This is a genomic window from Pseudoalteromonas sp. DSM 26666 (assembly GCF_900116475.1).
Classification (GTDB): Bacteria; Pseudomonadota; Gammaproteobacteria; order Enterobacterales; family Alteromonadaceae; genus Pseudoalteromonas; species Pseudoalteromonas tetraodonis.
The window spans coordinates 319,693-337,466 of record NZ_FPAR01000003.1 but is presented as its reverse complement, the minus strand read 5'-3'; the positions used below and the strand labels follow the sequence as shown (position 1 = coordinate 337,466).

Below are 17,774 nucleotides of genomic sequence, written 5' to 3'. Positions count from 1 at the left end.
ATAAATGACTGAAATACGATCGCAGCTGCGAGAATTTTTACTGCAATGGTTTAGTCTTTATTTTCCTGGGAGTGCGCATTTATGGTACAACATATTAGTACTGTGCTGGGTTGGCTTATTTGCGCTCATATTGCACCTCATCTTAAGGTCAGTTTCAAAACGACTACTTAAAGGCCGCTTTAGTGATAAAGTTGTTCAAACCGATACCCACACGCCTGCCGACTTAGCGCTTAAATTAACACGTAATATTTCCTTTGTTTTACAAGGTGCTGTGGTTGTTATACAAGCTAGGCTCTGGATTCCCGAAGGAACGGCTTTTTTACATATCATTGAGATGTTTACTGATCAGTGGATCATTTTATTTGCACTGCTCTCGCTGTTCTCTTTGCTTAATATTTTTCAAGCAATATCTGACAGGCAACCCATTGCAGCTCACTTTCCATTACGTGGTTTTTTACAAACAATTAAACTGATCGCCAGCGTATTAACCGGTATTTTAGCGATTTCATTATTAATGAATAAATCCCCGTTAATATTACTCAGTGGTTTAGGTGCGCTATCGGCTGTACTGCTCCTGGTGTTTAAAGACGCTATTTTAGGGCTGGTGGCCGGTATTCAGCTCTCAGCAAACAATATGCTTGCGATTGGTGATTGGTTAGAAATGCCCAAATACGGCGCAGATGGTGATGTGATTGATATAGCCTTGACCACAGTTAAAGTAAGAAATTGGGATAAAACCATTACCACTATTCCAACCTATGCGCTAATTTCTGACTCATTTAAAAACTGGCGCGGTATGTCAGAATCCGGTGGGCGGCGCATAAAACGGAGTATCCATATAGAAATGAGCAGTGTGCGCTTTTTAGATGAGCAAGAGATCACCGCGCTGAAAAAAGCAGATTTATTAAGTCACTACCTCGAAATTACCCTACCGGCTATTAACGAGCAAAATACCACGAAAAAAATAGATATGAGCTGTACGTTAAATGGTCGTCGGCTCACTAATGTTGGCACATTTCGTCATTATTTAGTCGCGCTATTAAAACAGCATCCACATATTCATCAGGGAATGACACTGATGGTAAGGCAGCTAGAGCCAACTAAAAATGGCTTACCCATTGAGATTTATGCATTTACCAATACAACTAATTGGGGTGAGTATGAAAATATTCAGTCAGATATATTTGACCATATATTAGCGATATTACCCGCCTTTTCGTTACGTGCCCATGAGGCACCAACAGGGAACGATATTCGTCAACTAATTAAATAGTCACTAAATCCGTTTTAATTGCGCTATTAACCACTGGTGAATATCGCTGTTATTTGAACGTGGATGCCACGCTGCAATCACCTTAAATGGCGGTGGTAATAATTCAACTTCAAGCTGTTTCACTTTGGCGTTTGGCAGTAAACGCGATGGGTAAAAAGCAATTAAGTCAGTACTGCAAAGCAAATCGGGGACAAATGAAAAGCCAGGCACTGACATAACAATATTGCGCGCATAGCCCTTATCAGCAAACCATTGGTCGTGAGAGCCTCGTAAGTTAGCACGTGACGCTGAAACCACTAATTGAGGGTGTGCGGCCACTTCAGCAAGGCTCAACGTCGATGAAGAAAACACCGTGTCTTTCCCCGCAATACAAATATGTTGTTCTTCAAATAATGTGTCATAGATTAAGTTTGTAGGGATAAATTCAGGAAAACTAATTAATAAATCCAGCTCTCCTGCACTTATTAATTGATTAACATTATCAGAGGCAAAGTCACGAATAATCAGCTTTAATCCTGGCGCTTCGCGTCTTGTTATTTCTAATAATTGTGGCAAAAGAGCTGCTATAGCGTAATCAGTCGCACTTATTGTAAATACGCCCTTGTAACTACTTGGGGTAAATTGTTTAGGTATTAATAACGCTTCTACCTGAGTTAATATTTGATTAATGGGCTTCTCTAGTGCAATTGCTTTAGGTGTTGCAACCATTGTATTGCCTTGGCGAATAAAAAGCCGATCGTCAAATAAGTCACGCAATTTTCGCAGCTGCTCACTAATAGCCTGCTGGGTTAAGCCCATTTTGCGGGCCACATCCGACACATTTTTTAGTTTAAGTAATGCACTCAATATTCGTAATTGTTTTATATCAAGCCGAGATATACCATTCATAATTGTATCTTAAACAAAAAAGCATTGTTTCAAATTGTACCTTTTAATCCCTATGCTCACCAGCATTGTAATTGGCACTAAACAGCATTATTAATTTAAAAGGTATTAAAATGAGTCAACCAAGTAAAAATATCGACAGTCTATTTTCATCAATCAATTTAGGCCCATACACACTTAAAAACCGTATTGTAATGCCGCCACTTACACGCTCACGCAGCACAGTTCCTGGCAATATCCCCAACGAGGTGATGGCCACATATTATGCACAGCGTGCTAGTGCTGGTTTTATGGTTACCGAAGGCACTCAAATTGAACCAAGAGGACAAGGGTATGCCTGGACACCGGGCATTCATTCTAATCAACAAATAGCTGGTTGGAAAAAAGTAACTGATGCAGTACATGCAGAAGGTGGAATTATTTTTGCTCAACTTTGGCATGTTGGCCGCGTTTCACACACCAGCTTACAGCCTAATGAAGCCAAACCTATTGCCCCCTCAGCTCTAATAGCTGATAGCGTTAAAGTCTTTATTGAAACAGGACCGGCTCAAGGCGCTTTAGCCAACCCAAGTGAACCACAAGCTTTGACAACCGATGAAGTAAAAGAGCTTGTTGGCATGTATGCACAAGCTGCCCGTAATGCGCAAGAAGCGGGGTTTGATGGTGTAGAACTGCATTGTGCTAATGGGTATTTAGTAAATCAGTTTATTTCTGAGCACACCAATAAACGAGATGATGAATACGGCGGATCTCTTACTAATCGCCTGCGCTTTTTAAAAGAAATTGTCGCGGCAGTAAGTGACGTAGTAGGCCCTGAGCGCTTAGGGGTTAGATTTGCGCCCTTATTTAGCAGTACTGATGAAACCCGTGTTTATTTAGGGTTAGTAGAATCAGACCCACACCATACCTACATTGAAGCGATTAAAGTACTTGAACAAGCCGGTATTGCCTACCTTTCAATTGCAGAAGCTGATTGGGACAATGCTCCTGATTTACCAGAGCTATTTTATCAAGCAGCTAGAGCTGAATTTTCTGGGCGTATTATTTACGCTGGTAAGTACACTGTTGAAAAAGCGGTGGCGATGTTAGCTAAAGGCTACGGTGATTTATTTGCTTTTGGTCGCCCTTTTATTGCAAACCCTGATTTACCAGCGCGCATAAAAAATCAATGGCCATTAAATGAAGCCGATGCAGCCACTATGTATGGCGGGACTGAGCAAGGTTACAGTGACTACCCTTACTACAAAAACGATTAATTAATAGGCCATGGATGGCCTTATTCAATGTTTAAACGCTTTTTACATCGTCTCCCACTTTGTTGAATTTAATCTGCTCACTATTTTTACATTTACTAAAATGTCATACATTTGGTTAAAAAATGTCGATAAAAAGCATTAAAATTAGTTTTAAAGTATTGTTTTTAAATAATTAACAAGCATTAAAGTAGTAATATTTTTATATATCAATACAATAAGCTTTTATTTTTTTAGGCATCGGCCTTTGGAGCATGGGTTGTTAAAATTAGCAGGAGTTAAATCAACTTCTTTGAGTCTTTTAGCCGTGTGTGGATTATTTTTGTTATTAACTCAATTTCAAACCCAATGGCAAAGTAAGCTCTCTCTTATTAATAATCTTGTTTATCCATTACTGATTATTACCGCTATATTTGCCACTCAGTTTAATCGAAGTCGAGTTGCTATTTTGTGCGCGTTTTGGTTACTTTATTTATGTTCACTTGAGTATGCTTTGCCTTGGTCAAGTTGGCTTAAAGCGCAATCTGATTGGGTTTTACTATGCGCTGCAAGTTTATTAATGTTGTTAGCCGTGATTAAAGATCGCGCACTTTTATCAATACACACTGCGACCCGAACCCTATTAATTATTCTATGTGGCGGCGCAGCGTTTGCGTGGCTGGCACTGAGTCTGCATTTACAAGGGCTATCATTACAACCTTCTGTTTATACTCAACTGCTTCCTTATTTACCCATAGCTTTACCACTGTCGCTCATTGGCAGCTTACTCATTTGGCAAAGCGTAAGAACACATAACCTGACGCAAACGGCGTTACTCATCACTTTTATTGTGTGGTGCCTTAACCAACAACATGTTATTGATTTTCCTTGGTCTGTCATTGCTGTACTTATGGCTTCTCTGTATTTATTAGCGGTGAGTACCGACTCTTATTATTTAGCTTACAGAGACGATTTAACGAGCTTACCAACGCGCCGCGCACTTAATCAGCTTGCTCTATCATTAGGGCGAAAATACACCGTTGCTATGCTCGACATTGACCACTTTAAAAAATTCAACGACACCTATGGCCATGATATTGGCGACCAGGTACTTAAGCTAGTGGCAGCAAAAATGAGTGGCGTTAAAGGCGGTGGCAAGATTTACCGTTATGGCGGAGAGGAATTTACCGTTGTATTTCCAAGAAAAACAGCTGAGCAGTCAATTCCTGAACTAGAAACACTGCGTCAAAATATTGCAACCTACGACATGGTGATCAGAAACCCAAAACGCACAGATAAAAAATCCCGAAAGGGCAAACAGACAAACGACAATAAAACGGTAAACGTCACAGTTTCTATTGGCGTAGCACAAAGAACGGCAAAACAAACCTTTGACGAGGCTCTAAAAAATGCTGATTTAGCGCTTTATAGAGCTAAAAAGAAAGGCAGAAACAACGTAAGCGAATAATGCTTTTATAACGTGGCACGCTAACGTTTAGTCATAGCGTGCCCAAAGGCAACTAATTTTATCTGCAACCTATTGCTTTTCAATCACCGCTTTTAAATTATTTAACGCGGAGACCGAAAAGCCACGGTCGTAAAAGTAAATAATTTTGCCACTCTCATCAAGCAGTATTACGCGGCTGTTATTCGGGTTTTCGTTACCAGTAAATGCCTGAACCTTATCGCCATCTTTGTAAATTGTGATCACCCCACCCCACAACTCTTTTGGGATCCCTTTGCGCATACCGCTATCGATTAAGGTACTAAACATGCGAGGAACCATACCCTGAATAGTGGGCAACTCATAAGCGGTCACATTCACTGCGCTCATATCTAAACCAATAAGCCAACGATCAATATCAAACTGGCTATCTTGTTTGTATCCAATTAATAACAACGTATTTGGGTTGTTAAAGTCCTCAGGAATGGTGAATGACTTTTGCTCTAAGCTTTCTCCCGTCACAGTAGGAAATTGCTTACCAAGTAGTGCTTGGTTTGGGTATTGGGTTGAACACCCACTAACCACTAAAACCATCACCAGTGCCATTATTGCCTTTAACATACCTCTACTCCCTCTTTTAAATAAAAACTAAAGTGAACAAATTAATTTATTACTACGTATTAGGGTTACGATTTTATTTGTAGTTAAGATCTTACTTTCATCTAGTAAACGCCATAAATTAAAGAAAATACAATCATATGGGCTAATTTTTTCAACAATGTGCTCATTCGTTATACTTTAATATTATTACTATATTCATTTTAATTCTATACCATAGCGAAAGCGTATTTTGTTAACGTCTTACAAAGCGTTAAAGTGCCGCGCTAATTCACAGCTACAAAAGAGGGTACTATGTCGCTTGCTGTATTATTAATGTTGGCATTATTTGTCGGTTTGCTGTTCGCGATTTATCTTTTTTCGCAAAAAAGCAGCTCTTTATCTCCTACCGTTTTATTTGGCTTAGTGCTTGGTAGCACCTTTGGCTTAGCCCTACAGTTTTTATTTGCCCACTCTCCAGAGACGATTAAAGAAATACTCAGCTGGGTAAGCGTGGTGGGTAAAGGCTATGTCGGTTTATTAAAAATGATCATCATGCCATTGGTATTAATTTTTATGATTGCCGCAGTGGTAAAGCTCGAAAACCAAGGCTCTTTAGGTAAAATATCATTTATTAGTATTTCTGTTTTACTCTTTACCACAGCAATTGCCGCTTTGGTGGGTATTGCTGTCACCTATGGATTTGACCTCAGTATTGAAGGGCTTGTTTCGGGTACTCGAGAAGCCGCTAGAATGGACACCCTACAAAGCAAAGCTGCGAATGTAGCCGACTTAAGCGTGCCGCAAATGCTACTGAGCTTTATTCCTGAAAACCCCTTTGCGGATTTAAGTAATCAACGTTCAACCTCTATTATTGCCACGGTTATATTTGGTGTCCTTGTTGGTATAGCTGCACGTAAAGTAATGCTGGAAAAAACAGAACTTGCCAGCCCAATTCGTAACGGTGTAAACGCCCTACAAGCTACGGTAATGAGCTTAGTTCGCATGGTGATTGCACTAACGCCTTATGGTGTTGCGGGCCTAATGGCAAGCGTCGTGGCAAACTCTAGCAGTAACGATATTTTAAATTTACTTGCCTTTATTGTTGCCTCGTATGTAGCTATTTTATTGATGTTTGTTGTGCATGGCTTATTGCTTAGCTTTGTGGGTGTAAATCCAAAGCATTATTTTGAAAAAATCTGGCCAGTACTGACCTTTGCATTTAGCTCACGTAGCTCAGCGGCCTCCATTCCTATGAATGTCGATGTGCAAATTAACCAGTTAAAAGTACCACCGGCAATTGCGAACTTATCGGCTTCTTTTGGTGCCACTATTGGTCAAAATGGCTGTGCTGGTATTTATCCTGCGATGCTCGCAATGATGGTTGCGCCAAGTGTGGGGATAGACCCACTTACATTTGAGTTTATTTTACCGCTAATTGGTATTGTGGTTATTAGCTCGTTTGGTATTGCAGGTGTTGGTGGTGGTGCTACCTTCGCAGCGTTGGTTGTATTGCCTACCATGGGATTACCTATAGAGGTTGTGGCTTTACTTATTTCTATTGAACCCTTAATAGATATGGCACGCACAGCACTCAACGTATCGGGCTCTATGACCTCAGGTGTGATCACCAGTAAATTAATGAAAAATCAATAACACAGATTTTAATCTAATAGCCCAGCCTACGCTGGGCTTTTTTATGTCTGCCACTTTCAAAGCTCTTTAGTGATTTGTTTATTTAATCATTTAACTTTAATAAATCATTTTTATAGATTGTATCAATCGGTTTATTTCGCACACGGTTTTTAGCCCCTCTACTATACTATTCGCACTGCTTAGTCATTCAAGCTTGGTAAACAACAACTTGAATGGAGTAAAAGCTCACTAATTTTTAAATTATTAGATTCTATTTTTAATAATAGTAATACGCTTTGTATATAACGAAATTCGTTAACTTTAAGGAAGCTGACAATGAAAAACCGATCATTTACTAAAAAAGCACTTGTTGGATTTATAAGTATGGCACTTATGTCTGGCTCTGCTTTTAGCCAAGAAAAACCACAAATGTCTAAGCCACAAGGTGCTGTTGGCATGGGTGAGGCTAAAATGGGCGCAACCAGAACAAACCAATTTTGGTGGCCAGATCAACTAAACCTATCTCCTCTTCGTGATCATGATCTACGTTCAAACCCTTATGGTGCAGACTTTAATTATGCAGAGGCATTTAACAGCCTAGATTTAGACACAGTAAAAAGTGATATTGACGCCCTACTTACGCAATCTCAAGACTGGTGGCCAGCGGATTTTGGTAACTATGGCCCATTTTTTATTCGTATGACATGGCACAGCGCAGGCACCTACCGTACGCTTGATGGCCGTGGTGGCGCAGGCGGTGGTCAACAACGTTTTGAACCGCTTAACAGCTGGCCAGATAACGTAAGCTTGGATAAAGCACGCCGTTTACTTTGGCCAATTAAACAAAAATACGGAGAAGCACTTTCATGGTCAGACTTAATCGTATTAGCAGGTAACATTGCTCTAGAAAACATGGGATTTGAAACCTATGGTTTTGCCGGCGGGCGAACTGACGACTGGGAACCAGACATGGTTTACTGGGGTCCAGAAGTAGAAATGCTTGCCAGCGACCGTGAAGATGCTAGCGGCAAATTAGAACGCCCATTAGGTGCAACGCACATGGGTTTAATTTACGTAAATCCTGAAGGCCCTAAAGGGGTTCCTGATCCAATTGGGTCAGCTAAGAACATTCGCGTTGCGTTTTCTCGCATGGCGATGAACGATGAAGAAACACTGGCACTTATCGCCGGTGGTCACACCTTTGGTAAAATGCATGGTGCGCATAAACCTAAAGACTGTGTAGGTGCAGAGCCTGCTGCAGCCGGTATTGAAGAGCAAGGTTTAGGCTGGAAAAACAAATGTGGTAAAGGCCACTCTGAAGATACCGTATCTAGTGGTTTAGAAGGCGCATGGACACAAGCTCCTACTCGCTGGTCATCACTGTACTTAAGCAACCTACTTAACTTTGAGTGGAAACAAACTCGCAGCCCTGCAGGTGCCATTCAGTGGATCCCAACGGATGAATCGTTACACAACGCTGTACCTGACGCTCATATTAAAGGTAAGTTTAACGCACCGGTAATGACTACGGCCGACTTAGCATTAAAATTTGACCCAGAGTATCGCAAAATTGCTGAGCGCTTTTTAAATGACCCTAAAGAGTATCAACTGGCCTTTGCTAAAGCATGGTACAAATTAACTCACAGAGATATGGGACCACCACGTAACTTTTTAGGGAAAGAAGTTCCTAAAGAAGACTTAATTTGGCAAGACCCAATTTCAGCAGAGACTAAATCAAACATTGATGCTGGTGCTGTGAAAAAGCTTAAAGCCGCTATTTTAGACTCAAACTTAAGTGTACCTGAGTTAGTACGTGTAGCCTGGGCTTCTGCTGCCAGTTACCGTGACTCTGATATGCGAGGCGGTGCCAACGGTGCACGCATTGCGCTTGCTCCACAAAAGGATTGGGCGGTAAATAATCCGGCCGAAACCGCAAAAGTACTTAACGTATTAAAAGCGATTCAAGCCGACTTTAATGATAGTTTCTTTAGCAAAAGCCAAGTGTCACTAGCCGACCTGATTGTGTTAGGTGGTAATGCAGCGATTGAAAAAGCAGCCAAAGATGCAGGTTACACAGTAGATGTACCGTTTAATGCTGGCCGTGGCGATGCTACGCAAGCGAAAACTGACGTTAATGCATTTAGTTTATTAGAGCTGCCAGCCGATGGCTTTAGAAACTACTTTGATGCAGAAAAAAGCTATAAATCGCCAACTGAAATGCTAATAGATAAAGCGGATCAGCTTGACCTAACCGTGCCAGAAATGACCGTGTTAGTAGGCGGCTTACGTTCGCTTGATGCAAACTACAAAGGCACTGACTACGGCGTATTTACTGACAAGCCAGGCACTCTAAATAACGACTTCTTTGTTAATTTATTAGATATGTCGACGGTTTGGAAAAAGTCATCAGATGCGGGGATTTATCAAGGCTTTGATCGTCAATCAGGCGAGCAAAAGTACACTGCTACTTCGGTTGATCTGATTTTTGGTTCAAATTCAGAACTACGTGCAGTTGCTGAGGTGTATGCCTTTGATACATCAAAGCAAAAGTTTGTAGAAGACTTTGTTGCGGCATGGACTAAAGTAATGAACTTAGACCGTTAATTACCATTAAGTAATACAACCATAGCGCTGCAATTAATTGCAGCGCTTTTTTATTATTAAGCTATTTTAAAGCAACCACTCGCTCGCGCAAATCATCGGCATTAACCTTCTGTGCAGCCACCATTTCACCAATAGTCACACTGACCAACGACCACTTTGGTCTAGGCAATCGCCACTTCGTTTTTCGACTAAACATACTGCCCCATAGTCCATCTAAATGGACAGGAATAACAGGCACCGGTGTGCGCTGAATTATTTTTTCAATGCCACGGCGAAATACATCAACCTCGCCATCTCCACTGAGCTTGCCTTCAGGAAAAATTCCCACCAGCTCTCCACGCTCTAGTGCCTGAGCGATATCGTCAAAGGCTTTATTAAACGCCTTAGGATTTGCTTTTTCGCTGTCAATTGGAATGGCTTTGGCCATTTTAAACAACCAATTAAGTGCTGGTGAATAATAAATAGGGGCAAACACGACAAACCGAATTGGCCTAGGTGACGCGGCTAAAATAAACATCCAATCAACAAAGCTAACATGGTTACTCACCACCACGGCAGCCCCTTCATCGGGAATATTGAGCTCGCCTTTAGTGCGCACGCGATACATGCAAATCGCTAAAATGTAGATAATAAAACGTAAGAAAAACTCAGGCACTTTGCTATATATGTACAGCGATATGAGTAAATTAAGCCCTGCTAATAACAATAGTAATTGTGAAATATCCCAGTGTAATAGCGTTAAAGTTACAATACTTAAAACGGCACTGCCGACCATAAACAGTGCGTTTAATACATTATTAGCTGCAATTACTCGTGAACGGCTATCGGGGTGAGTACGCTGCTGAATGAGTGCATACAAAGGTACCGTATAAAACCCCGCGGCAATACCAATACCGGCCATCCAAATAAAGTGCCAGAGCATATCGCCGGTATTAGTCACTTGCTCAAGGGTAAGCAGCGATTCATTAGTTTGGCGATAAAACTCAATGCTTGGCTCTTGGCTTAATAAATATAAAAACAAGCTAATTAAAAGCGCCCCAAAAGGCACAATGCCTAACTCAATACGTGAGCGCGATAGCTTCTCACAAAGTAAAGACCCCAATGCAATACTCAACGAAAACACCACTAAAGCTGAGGTAACCACCAGCTCATCACCTCCCATTACATGTTTTACATAGTTAGGGAGCGCGGTTAATATCACTGCACCAATCAGCCAAAACCAGCTGATCCCCAATACTGATTTACCCACTGACTCGGTTTGTGCGTTAAGCGCATTAAATACACTTTTGGTCGAGGAAATAGGGTTAAGCGATACCTTTAAATTAGCATCATTCGCAGCACTTTTTGGTATAAAACGACTACTCAAATAACCAATAACCGCCAGGCTCACTATTGCAATACTGATATAAACAGGGCCTGCAGCTTGAGTTATATAATAAGTGCCAAATACGGTGCCCAATAAAATAGCCACAAAGGTGCCAGATTCAACTAACCCATTAGCTTTGGTTAATTCATGAGGAGCGACATGCTGCGGTAAAATTGAGTATTTTAATGGCCCAAAAAAAGTGCTTTGTAAACCCATTAAAAACACAGTACCTAACATTAACCAAACCTGCTCGGTTAAAATAGATACCACGCCCACCAGCATTATTGGAATTTCGCAAAACTTTACGATGCTGATCAACTTTGATTTTTCCAACTTTTCTGCAATTTGACCAGCCATGCCCGAAAATAAAAAGAATGGCAAAATAAATAATCCCGCAGCCACGTTAGAATAAAAAGCACCATCGGCCACCGTAGCAGCCTGAAAAATTAAAATAAGGAGGATTGATTGCTTGTAAACATTGTCATTTAAAGCGGAGAAAAACTGTGTCACAAACAGAGGTAAAAACCGTTTACTGCTCAGTAAAGCTCCTTGATATTGTTGTTTATTTTCCTTCATTACGGTCTCTTAAAATTAGCTACAGCGTTTAGATTACCACTGTGTAAAAGAAATACGAACCCACTTTTTTAAGTACGTGCTCAAAAATATACCTAATCGCTAACACGCAATAAAAATGATTAACAAATGAACAATGCAACTAAATCTTGCGTATAAGTTGTTTATGAGTTGTAAATAAAACATCTATGTTCTAAAACTAAAAGGTGACTAAAAAAGGAGCATCTTTATGCCAACTACAAACACAATAGACAAAGACACCAAATTCGCACGTTGTTTAGAGTGCAACAAAGTAAATACATTTGCCGCTTTTCATTGGCTTTCGTTAGCGTTTAAGGATATGGCGCGCGCGCCCATGCTGAGCTTAATTTACGGTTTAATCTTCACACTTATTCCCGTAGCGATTGTTTACTCTGTTGTACTTACCGACAGCCACCTTGCCATACTGCCAGCCACGGTTGCATTTGCCTTAATAGGTCCTGTGTTTGCGGTTGGTTTGTACGATGTGGCTTGGGAGCTTGAAAAAGGCCATAAACCTACTTTAAGCCATTCATTAAAATCGATGTTTCGTAACCCTGTAGGTGAGTGGGGTTTTGCCGTGTTACTTATGGTAATTATGATTATTTGGATGCGCTTAGCTGCAATTGTTCATGCATTGTACCCAAGCCATGCAAACCCAACATTTGAAGAGCTTTCGGCGTTTTTAACCATAGGCAGTATTATTGGCGGTATTTTACTGGTTAGTGTGTTTTCAATTTCGGCATTTACCCCGCAAATTATGATGGAAAGACGCGTTGATATAATGACTGCCGTGGTTTCTTCAATCCATGCAGTTAAAGAAAACTTTGCAGCCATGCTGGTATGGTCTATTTGTATATTTGTACTTGTGGCACTGGGCTTTGCTGCGGGTGCCGCTGGATTCATTATTATTATGCCACTACTTAGTTACGCTAGTTGGCACGGTTACATTGCGGTTATTAAAACTAAAAAAGAACGTGGTTACGAATAACATTCATCCATAGTCATTTTTTATCACTTAATAAAACGCTTTAGGGTGTTTTATTAAGTGATGCCTGTTTCCCTCCTGTGACTTAAATCTGCAAAAACCTTGATCTCAATAAGGTGCAAAGCTTAAAAAGCGCGCTAATATAATGTGATATACCACACGCTTTATAAAGGAATAAACATGAGTCAAAACGTTGCAGACTTAATGACACCTAACCCATTCTCAGTGAATATAAAAAGTACTTTGCACGACGCACATAATTTAATGAAAGAAAAAAATGTTCGTCACATTCCCGTTATCGACGAAGATGGCGCATTTGTTGGCATGCTTACGCAAAAAATTATGGTCGCCAAAGTAATGGGGATCATGGCTACTTTTGGCGCAAATGCACTACAACGCAAAGAAAAACTCACAAAAGTAGAAGATATTATGGTGAGTGACTTTATTAGTGTTACTCCAACTCAGCCATTATCAGATGTGGTTAAGTTTTTTGTAGAGAATCGCCATGGCTGTATGCCTGTGGTTAGCGAGCAAGGTCAGCTGGTAGGTATTTTAACCTCTTCTGATTTTGTGCGCTTAGCTGCGGCGCTATTATCTTAATTAATAGCACAATAAAAAACCTGCGTTTTGAATTTACTCAAAGCGCAGCTATTTTTATAAACAAATACCTACCCAGAAGCCTCTTCGTATATAGCTAAGTCACTAACAGCCTGTTATGGTAAACAGCTCTTTTCAGCAGTTATTACTAAAAGGTAATTTGTCATATGGCTAATCAATTAAATGTCTTGGGAACTCGCCTACAGCTATGTTGTGGCAATGGCGGCTATACTCGCGAAGGGTTTTGCTATGTGCCAGATTCAGACTTTGGTAATCACAGTGTGTGCGCCATTATGACCGACGAATTTTTGCAATTTTCTAAGGCGCAAGGTAACGATTTAATTAGCCCTAATCCTTTGTATGATTTTGCGGGCTTAAAAGCTGGCGATAAGTGGTGCTTATGTGCGATTCGTTGGTATCATGCCATTGCTGCAAATGTTGCTCCTCCTGTTGTACTTGAAGCAACAAACCAAAAAGCGCTAGATATTATTCCCCTTGAAGTATTAAAAGCACATCAATATACCGGGTAATGATTTGAGCGCTCAGCTTGCAATATTAAAGTATTATAACCACCCTTTATGTTTAAAAAATAAATAAGGGGCAAAGCCCGACAGCAACATAATGCCAATTGCAAATGGATAACCCCATTCCCATTGTAGCTCAGGCATTATATTAAAATTCATACCATAAACACTAGCCACTACTGTAGGCGGTAAGAAAACCACTGAGGCAATAGAAAAGGTTTTAATAATTTGATTTTGTTCAATATTAATAAAGCCTTGTGTTGAATCCATCAAAAAGTTCACCTTGTCGAACAAAAAGGTACAGTGCGACATTAAAGTTTCTATATCGAGTACAATTTCTCGAAGAGATTCGCGCTCGTCATTTTGCGCGCCTATACGGCGTATTAAAAACGAAATATTGCGTCGCGTATCCATTAAACATAAACGCACTTTACCATTAGCATCTTCTAAGCGAGCTATGCGACCAACCGCCTCTTCTAAGTCTGAGTTATCTTCTTCAAGTACATAAGCACTGAGCTTCTCTAATTGATGATGCATGTCTTCGAGCATATCCGCGTGGTTTTCAACTTTTTGATCAAATAAAGTGATTAATAATTGTTTTGCTGTATCGCATGCCACCTGACCTTTGCGCGCTCTTAAGCGCAGTAGTCTAAAATCAGCCAATTCCTCATCACGAATAGTAAGTAAGCAATTGTTTTGCAACAAACAAGCTACCGTTACAGTATTAAATCGCCCTTCATTAGGTGACATAAACAATGCATGCACATGTAAACCTTCATTATCGATAAAGCACCTAGACGACGTTTCAATCTCTTCTACATCTACCGAATCTGGAAAAGTTATATTGAGCGTTTTTGCAAGCGCATTTTGCTCCTGCGGTGTTGGATTAATAGTATCAATCCAATGTGCATTCTTTATGGATACTTCAACAGGGGTATCAGGTAAAGGCGCTAACTCTTTGATCACTCCTTGCTCGATGGAAAAAAACCTCAACATACACTTCTCCTTTAATGAATCTTTAAGTTGAGTATATGTAACAGGACATTAATCAACAATGATAATACCTTCATTATAACCACTATAAAGGGCACGCTATTCGCTAACACTTTAAAGTACTGCTGTTTTGCAGAATTTACAAAAAAGTGCATATTTTTCATATGCACTTAATCTTACTGCTTTATCAAGTACTATAAATAAAAATTAAACTGCTATTTTTCAGTTAGTTAAAGCTATATCACTATCGGCATGACGATTGCTTCTATAAATACAAGAGGTGTTCGTTATCGCAATTTAAATACTCACTAGAGTAAAGCGAGCACTATTTTTGAAATAGTAGGAGGAATCATGAGTAACAGTAATAATGCAAATAAAGTCGCTGAATTTACCGCTCCCGGTGTAAAAAACGAATCAGCAAATAAAGCAATATCTGTACTAGAAAATCGCATGGTAGCGCTAATTGATTTACAGCTAACTTTAAAACATATTCATTGGAATGTAGTAGGTCCAAACTTTATTGGCGTACATGAAATGCTAGACCCACAAGTAGAAACCGTCCGTGAAATGACCGACACCATAGCAGAACGTATTGCCACTTTAGGCGGCGTCCCAGTTGGCACACCAAAATCGATTGTTGAGCGTCGTTCATGGGAAGATTATGCCATAGGTAAAGGCTTAGTAACTGAACACTTAGCCGCATTAGACAAAGTATATAACGGCGTTAACGGTGATCACCGTAAAGCCATAGAATCACTTGCTGAGCTTGATCCGGTATCTGAAGATATGATCATTGCGCAACTTGCAGAGCTTGAGCAATATCAGTGGTTTGTTCGCGCCCACATAGAATCATCTACTGGTCAATTGAATAGCTAATTTTTAAAGCTGTCATTTGACTTACAAAGCCCAGTAACTTACTGGGCTTTTTTATTTTTAAACTATATTCCTCTTATTAATACACTAGAAATCCCCCTATTTAGCGCATCTAACACGTTTAGTTACTATACTTATTATTAAAGAGAACTTACTATCGACTCCTAATTATTAGCAGGGAATTTGAAGTGTTGTCGCGTCTATATAGCTTTATGCCAGGTTTACACACCTTATTTAATTATCAACGCCAATGGTTTGCAGATGATGTTAGAGCGGCATTATCGGTTGCAGCCGTTGCTTTACCTGTTGCTATAGCTTATGCGCAACTTACAGGCGTTAATGCTGCAGTTGGCCTGTATTCTTGCGTATTACCTATGATGCTTTATGCACTTTTTGGTACCTCTAAACAGCTTATTATTGGCCCTGATGCCGCAACATGTGCGGTTATTGCAGCCGTTGTTACTCCACTTGCTGCAGGCGATAGCTTTAAACATTGGCAATTAGTGATCACCATGACCGCAATGACCGGTTTTTGGTGCTTTATTGCCAGCCGCTTTAAGCTAGGTGTATTAGCCGACTTTTTATCTAAACCAATTTTAATGGGGTTATTAAACGGTGTGGCTATTACCATTATTGTTGGTCAGTTTTCTAAAGTATTTGGCTTTACCTTTGATGAGCGCTACTTGCTTGAGCGTTTAGGTGGCGTCCCTACGTATTTATCGCAAACTCATATTCCCACCTTGCTAATGGCTTTATTTACCCTCGGCGTTTACTTTGTGTTAAAGCGCTTAAAACCTACATGGCCAGCCTCTATGTTTGCCATTGCACTAGGTGCGGTATTCGTTTGGTTGTTTAATTTAGAGCAGTTTGAAATAAAAACCATAGGCACAGTAACCGGTGGTTTGCCTGTGTTTAACACTCCAGTATTTGACGTGGGTATTATTCGAGAACTTGTTGTACCGGCACTCAACTTAGCCATAGTTAGCTTTGTCAGCATGATGCTAACGGCGCGAAGCTTTGCAGCAAAGAATGGCTACGACATCGATGCCGATAAAGAATTTAGAGCCTTGGGCATCGCTAATTTAGCGTCAGCATTATCACAAGGCTTTGCCGTTAGTGGTGCCGACTCACGCACAGCCGTAAACGACGACTCTGGCGGAAAAACCCAATTAGTTTCGATTATAGCTGCCGCTATTATTGGCGTTATCGCTCTTTTTTTAACGGCGCCGCTTGAATTTATTCCCAGTGCTGCACTCGGGATTGTATTAATAATTGCCTCTGTTCACCTGCTTGATTTAAAGGCAGTCTGGCAATTAAAATTTAAAGATAAGCAGGCATTTTACTTAGCCTCAGCCACACTTTTTGCTGTGCTGTTTATTGGTGTTATACCAGGAATTACCCTTGCTGTATTACTAGGGTTATTTCAATTTATTCGAACTGTTATGCGCCCATCAGACACCATTTTAGGTGTGGATATAAAAGGCGTAGTAAGAAGCTTAGACGAAACAGATAAAGCCAAAGCAGTACAAGGGGTTTTTATATATCGTTTTAATTCTCCTTTAACCTATTTTAATGCCAGTTATTTTAAACGCCGCTTGTTAGAGCAATATGCAAGACAAAAAGACGACACACAATGTGTCATTATTGATGCTGTGCCCTGCTTCACTCATCTTGATTTAAGCGTTATGGCCATGCTCGCAGACCTAGATGTGATATTTAAAAAACGAGGTATTCGATTAGAGCTAGCAGGAAGAAAACGCCAGCTACTTTCTTGGTTTAAAACCGCTGGTATCGCCTCAGGTAAAGACGGTATTTATATTCATTCAGACTTATACATTGCCTTACAAAAAAACAGCGTCAGTCAGCATGTCGACGAGGTTACGATGTTTCAATCGCAAAACTCCGAAGAGATAAATGCAGGTAATAATTAGGGTTATTATTTTTCCTCAACTACACTAGGGTCTGTTGACCTTTGTGGATTAAAATTTGTTCAAACTAGGGGCGGTTTAATCGCGGCGCGAGGTTTGTAACCTAGTGGGCTAAGTAAAAACCGAGTAACAAAGAGTAAATCGTCCCTAGGCAGAACCCTTCGGGCAGCGCCTGTTTGGCATTGATGCTACGTTATCGCCTATTTATGGGGAATAACCACACCACATAGGCTCTGTCTTGCCT

The 17,774-nt window shown here is 40.4% G+C and carries 14 protein-coding genes; 10 read left to right on the top strand and 4 right to left on the bottom strand.

Annotated features, from left to right (window positions below):
• Nucleotides 1-4: 4 nt before the first annotated feature.
• A complete protein-coding gene (locus BM380_RS07710; protein WP_090493835.1) occupies nt 5-1,273 on the top strand; it encodes a mechanosensitive ion channel family protein in 1,269 nt (422 codons plus the stop codon).
• Between the two features lie 3 nt (nt 1,274-1,276).
• On the opposite strand, the gene BM380_RS07705 is transcribed toward BM380_RS07710, so the two are convergent.
• Nucleotides 1,277-2,161 carry a LysR family transcriptional regulator gene (locus BM380_RS07705; RefSeq protein WP_033102881.1) on the bottom strand — a complete coding sequence of 295 codons (885 nt, stop codon included), beginning with the start codon at nt 2,159-2,161 and terminating at the stop codon, nt 1,277-1,279.
• Nucleotides 2,162-2,271: 110 nt separating this feature from the next.
• Here BM380_RS07705 and BM380_RS07700 point away from each other — a divergent pair, with 110 nt between their 5' ends.
• Both BM380_RS07700 and BM380_RS07695 read left to right on the top strand, forming a co-directional pair.
• Nucleotides 2,272-3,414, top strand: a complete 1,143-nt coding sequence (locus BM380_RS07700; protein WP_175527453.1) for an alkene reductase — start codon at nt 2,272-2,274, stop codon at nt 3,412-3,414.
• Nucleotides 3,415-3,670: 256 nt separating this feature from the next.
• A complete protein-coding gene (locus BM380_RS07695) occupies nt 3,671-4,858 on the top strand; it encodes a GGDEF domain-containing protein (RefSeq protein WP_254772060.1) in 1,188 nt (395 codons plus the stop codon).
• Nucleotides 4,859-4,927: 69 nt separating this feature from the next.
• Here BM380_RS07695 and BM380_RS07690 read toward each other — a convergent pair whose 3' ends face one another.
• The gene (locus BM380_RS07690; protein ID WP_008111407.1) at nt 4,928-5,455 is read right to left on the bottom strand and encodes a hypothetical protein; all 528 of its coding nucleotides are present in this window, start codon (nt 5,453-5,455) and stop codon (nt 4,928-4,930) included.
• Nucleotides 5,456-5,746: 291 nt separating this feature from the next.
• Between BM380_RS07690 and BM380_RS07685 the strand changes: the two genes are divergently transcribed.
• Both BM380_RS07685 and katG read left to right on the top strand, forming a co-directional pair.
• Nucleotides 5,747-7,087: an L-cystine transporter gene (locus BM380_RS07685; RefSeq protein ID WP_090493829.1), complete on the top strand. Its 1,341-nt coding sequence runs from the start codon at nt 5,747-5,749 to the stop codon at nt 7,085-7,087.
• 315 nt (nt 7,088-7,402) lie between these two features.
• Nucleotides 7,403-9,670, top strand: coding sequence for a catalase/peroxidase HPI (katG, locus tag BM380_RS07680; RefSeq protein WP_090493827.1), 2,268 nt, complete (start codon nt 7,403-7,405; stop codon nt 9,668-9,670).
• A 61-nt stretch (nt 9,671-9,731) separates the two neighbouring features.
• Here katG and BM380_RS07675 read toward each other — a convergent pair whose 3' ends face one another.
• Complete coding sequence (locus tag BM380_RS07675) at nt 9,732-11,612, bottom strand: MFS transporter (RefSeq protein WP_090493825.1); 1,881 nt, start codon at nt 11,610-11,612, stop codon at nt 9,732-9,734.
• Between the two features lie 226 nt (nt 11,613-11,838).
• Between BM380_RS07675 and BM380_RS07670 the strand changes: the two genes are divergently transcribed.
• The 3 genes from BM380_RS07670 (at nt 11,839) to BM380_RS07660 (ending at nt 13,742) form a co-directional block, all read left to right on the top strand.
• The gene (locus tag BM380_RS07670) at nt 11,839-12,618 is read left to right on the top strand and encodes a DUF2189 domain-containing protein (protein ID WP_013465783.1); all 780 of its coding nucleotides are present in this window, start codon (nt 11,839-11,841) and stop codon (nt 12,616-12,618) included.
• A gap of 177 nt (nt 12,619-12,795) precedes the next feature.
• Nucleotides 12,796-13,215 (top strand): CBS domain-containing protein, encoded by a 420-nt coding sequence (locus BM380_RS07665; RefSeq protein WP_013465784.1) that lies wholly within the window; start codon nt 12,796-12,798, stop codon nt 13,213-13,215.
• 164 nt (nt 13,216-13,379) lie between these two features.
• A complete protein-coding gene (locus tag BM380_RS07660; protein ID WP_016900500.1) occupies nt 13,380-13,742 on the top strand; it encodes a DUF2237 family protein in 363 nt (120 codons plus the stop codon).
• A gap of 33 nt (nt 13,743-13,775) precedes the next feature.
• On the opposite strand, the gene corA is transcribed toward BM380_RS07660, so the two are convergent.
• Entirely contained in the window at nt 13,776-14,732 is a 957-nt protein-coding gene (gene corA / locus BM380_RS07655) for a magnesium/cobalt transporter CorA (protein WP_016900502.1), read from the bottom strand.
• Between the two features lie 348 nt (nt 14,733-15,080).
• Here corA and dps point away from each other — a divergent pair, with 348 nt between their 5' ends.
• Both dps and BM380_RS07645 read left to right on the top strand, forming a co-directional pair.
• Nucleotides 15,081-15,605 (top strand): DNA starvation/stationary phase protection protein Dps, encoded by a 525-nt coding sequence (gene dps, locus BM380_RS07650; RefSeq protein ID WP_090493823.1) that lies wholly within the window; start codon nt 15,081-15,083, stop codon nt 15,603-15,605.
• 185 nt (nt 15,606-15,790) lie between these two features.
• The gene (locus BM380_RS07645) at nt 15,791-17,533 is read left to right on the top strand and encodes a SulP family inorganic anion transporter (protein ID WP_024601437.1); all 1,743 of its coding nucleotides are present in this window, start codon (nt 15,791-15,793) and stop codon (nt 17,531-17,533) included.
• Nucleotides 17,534-17,774 lie beyond the last annotated feature (241 nt).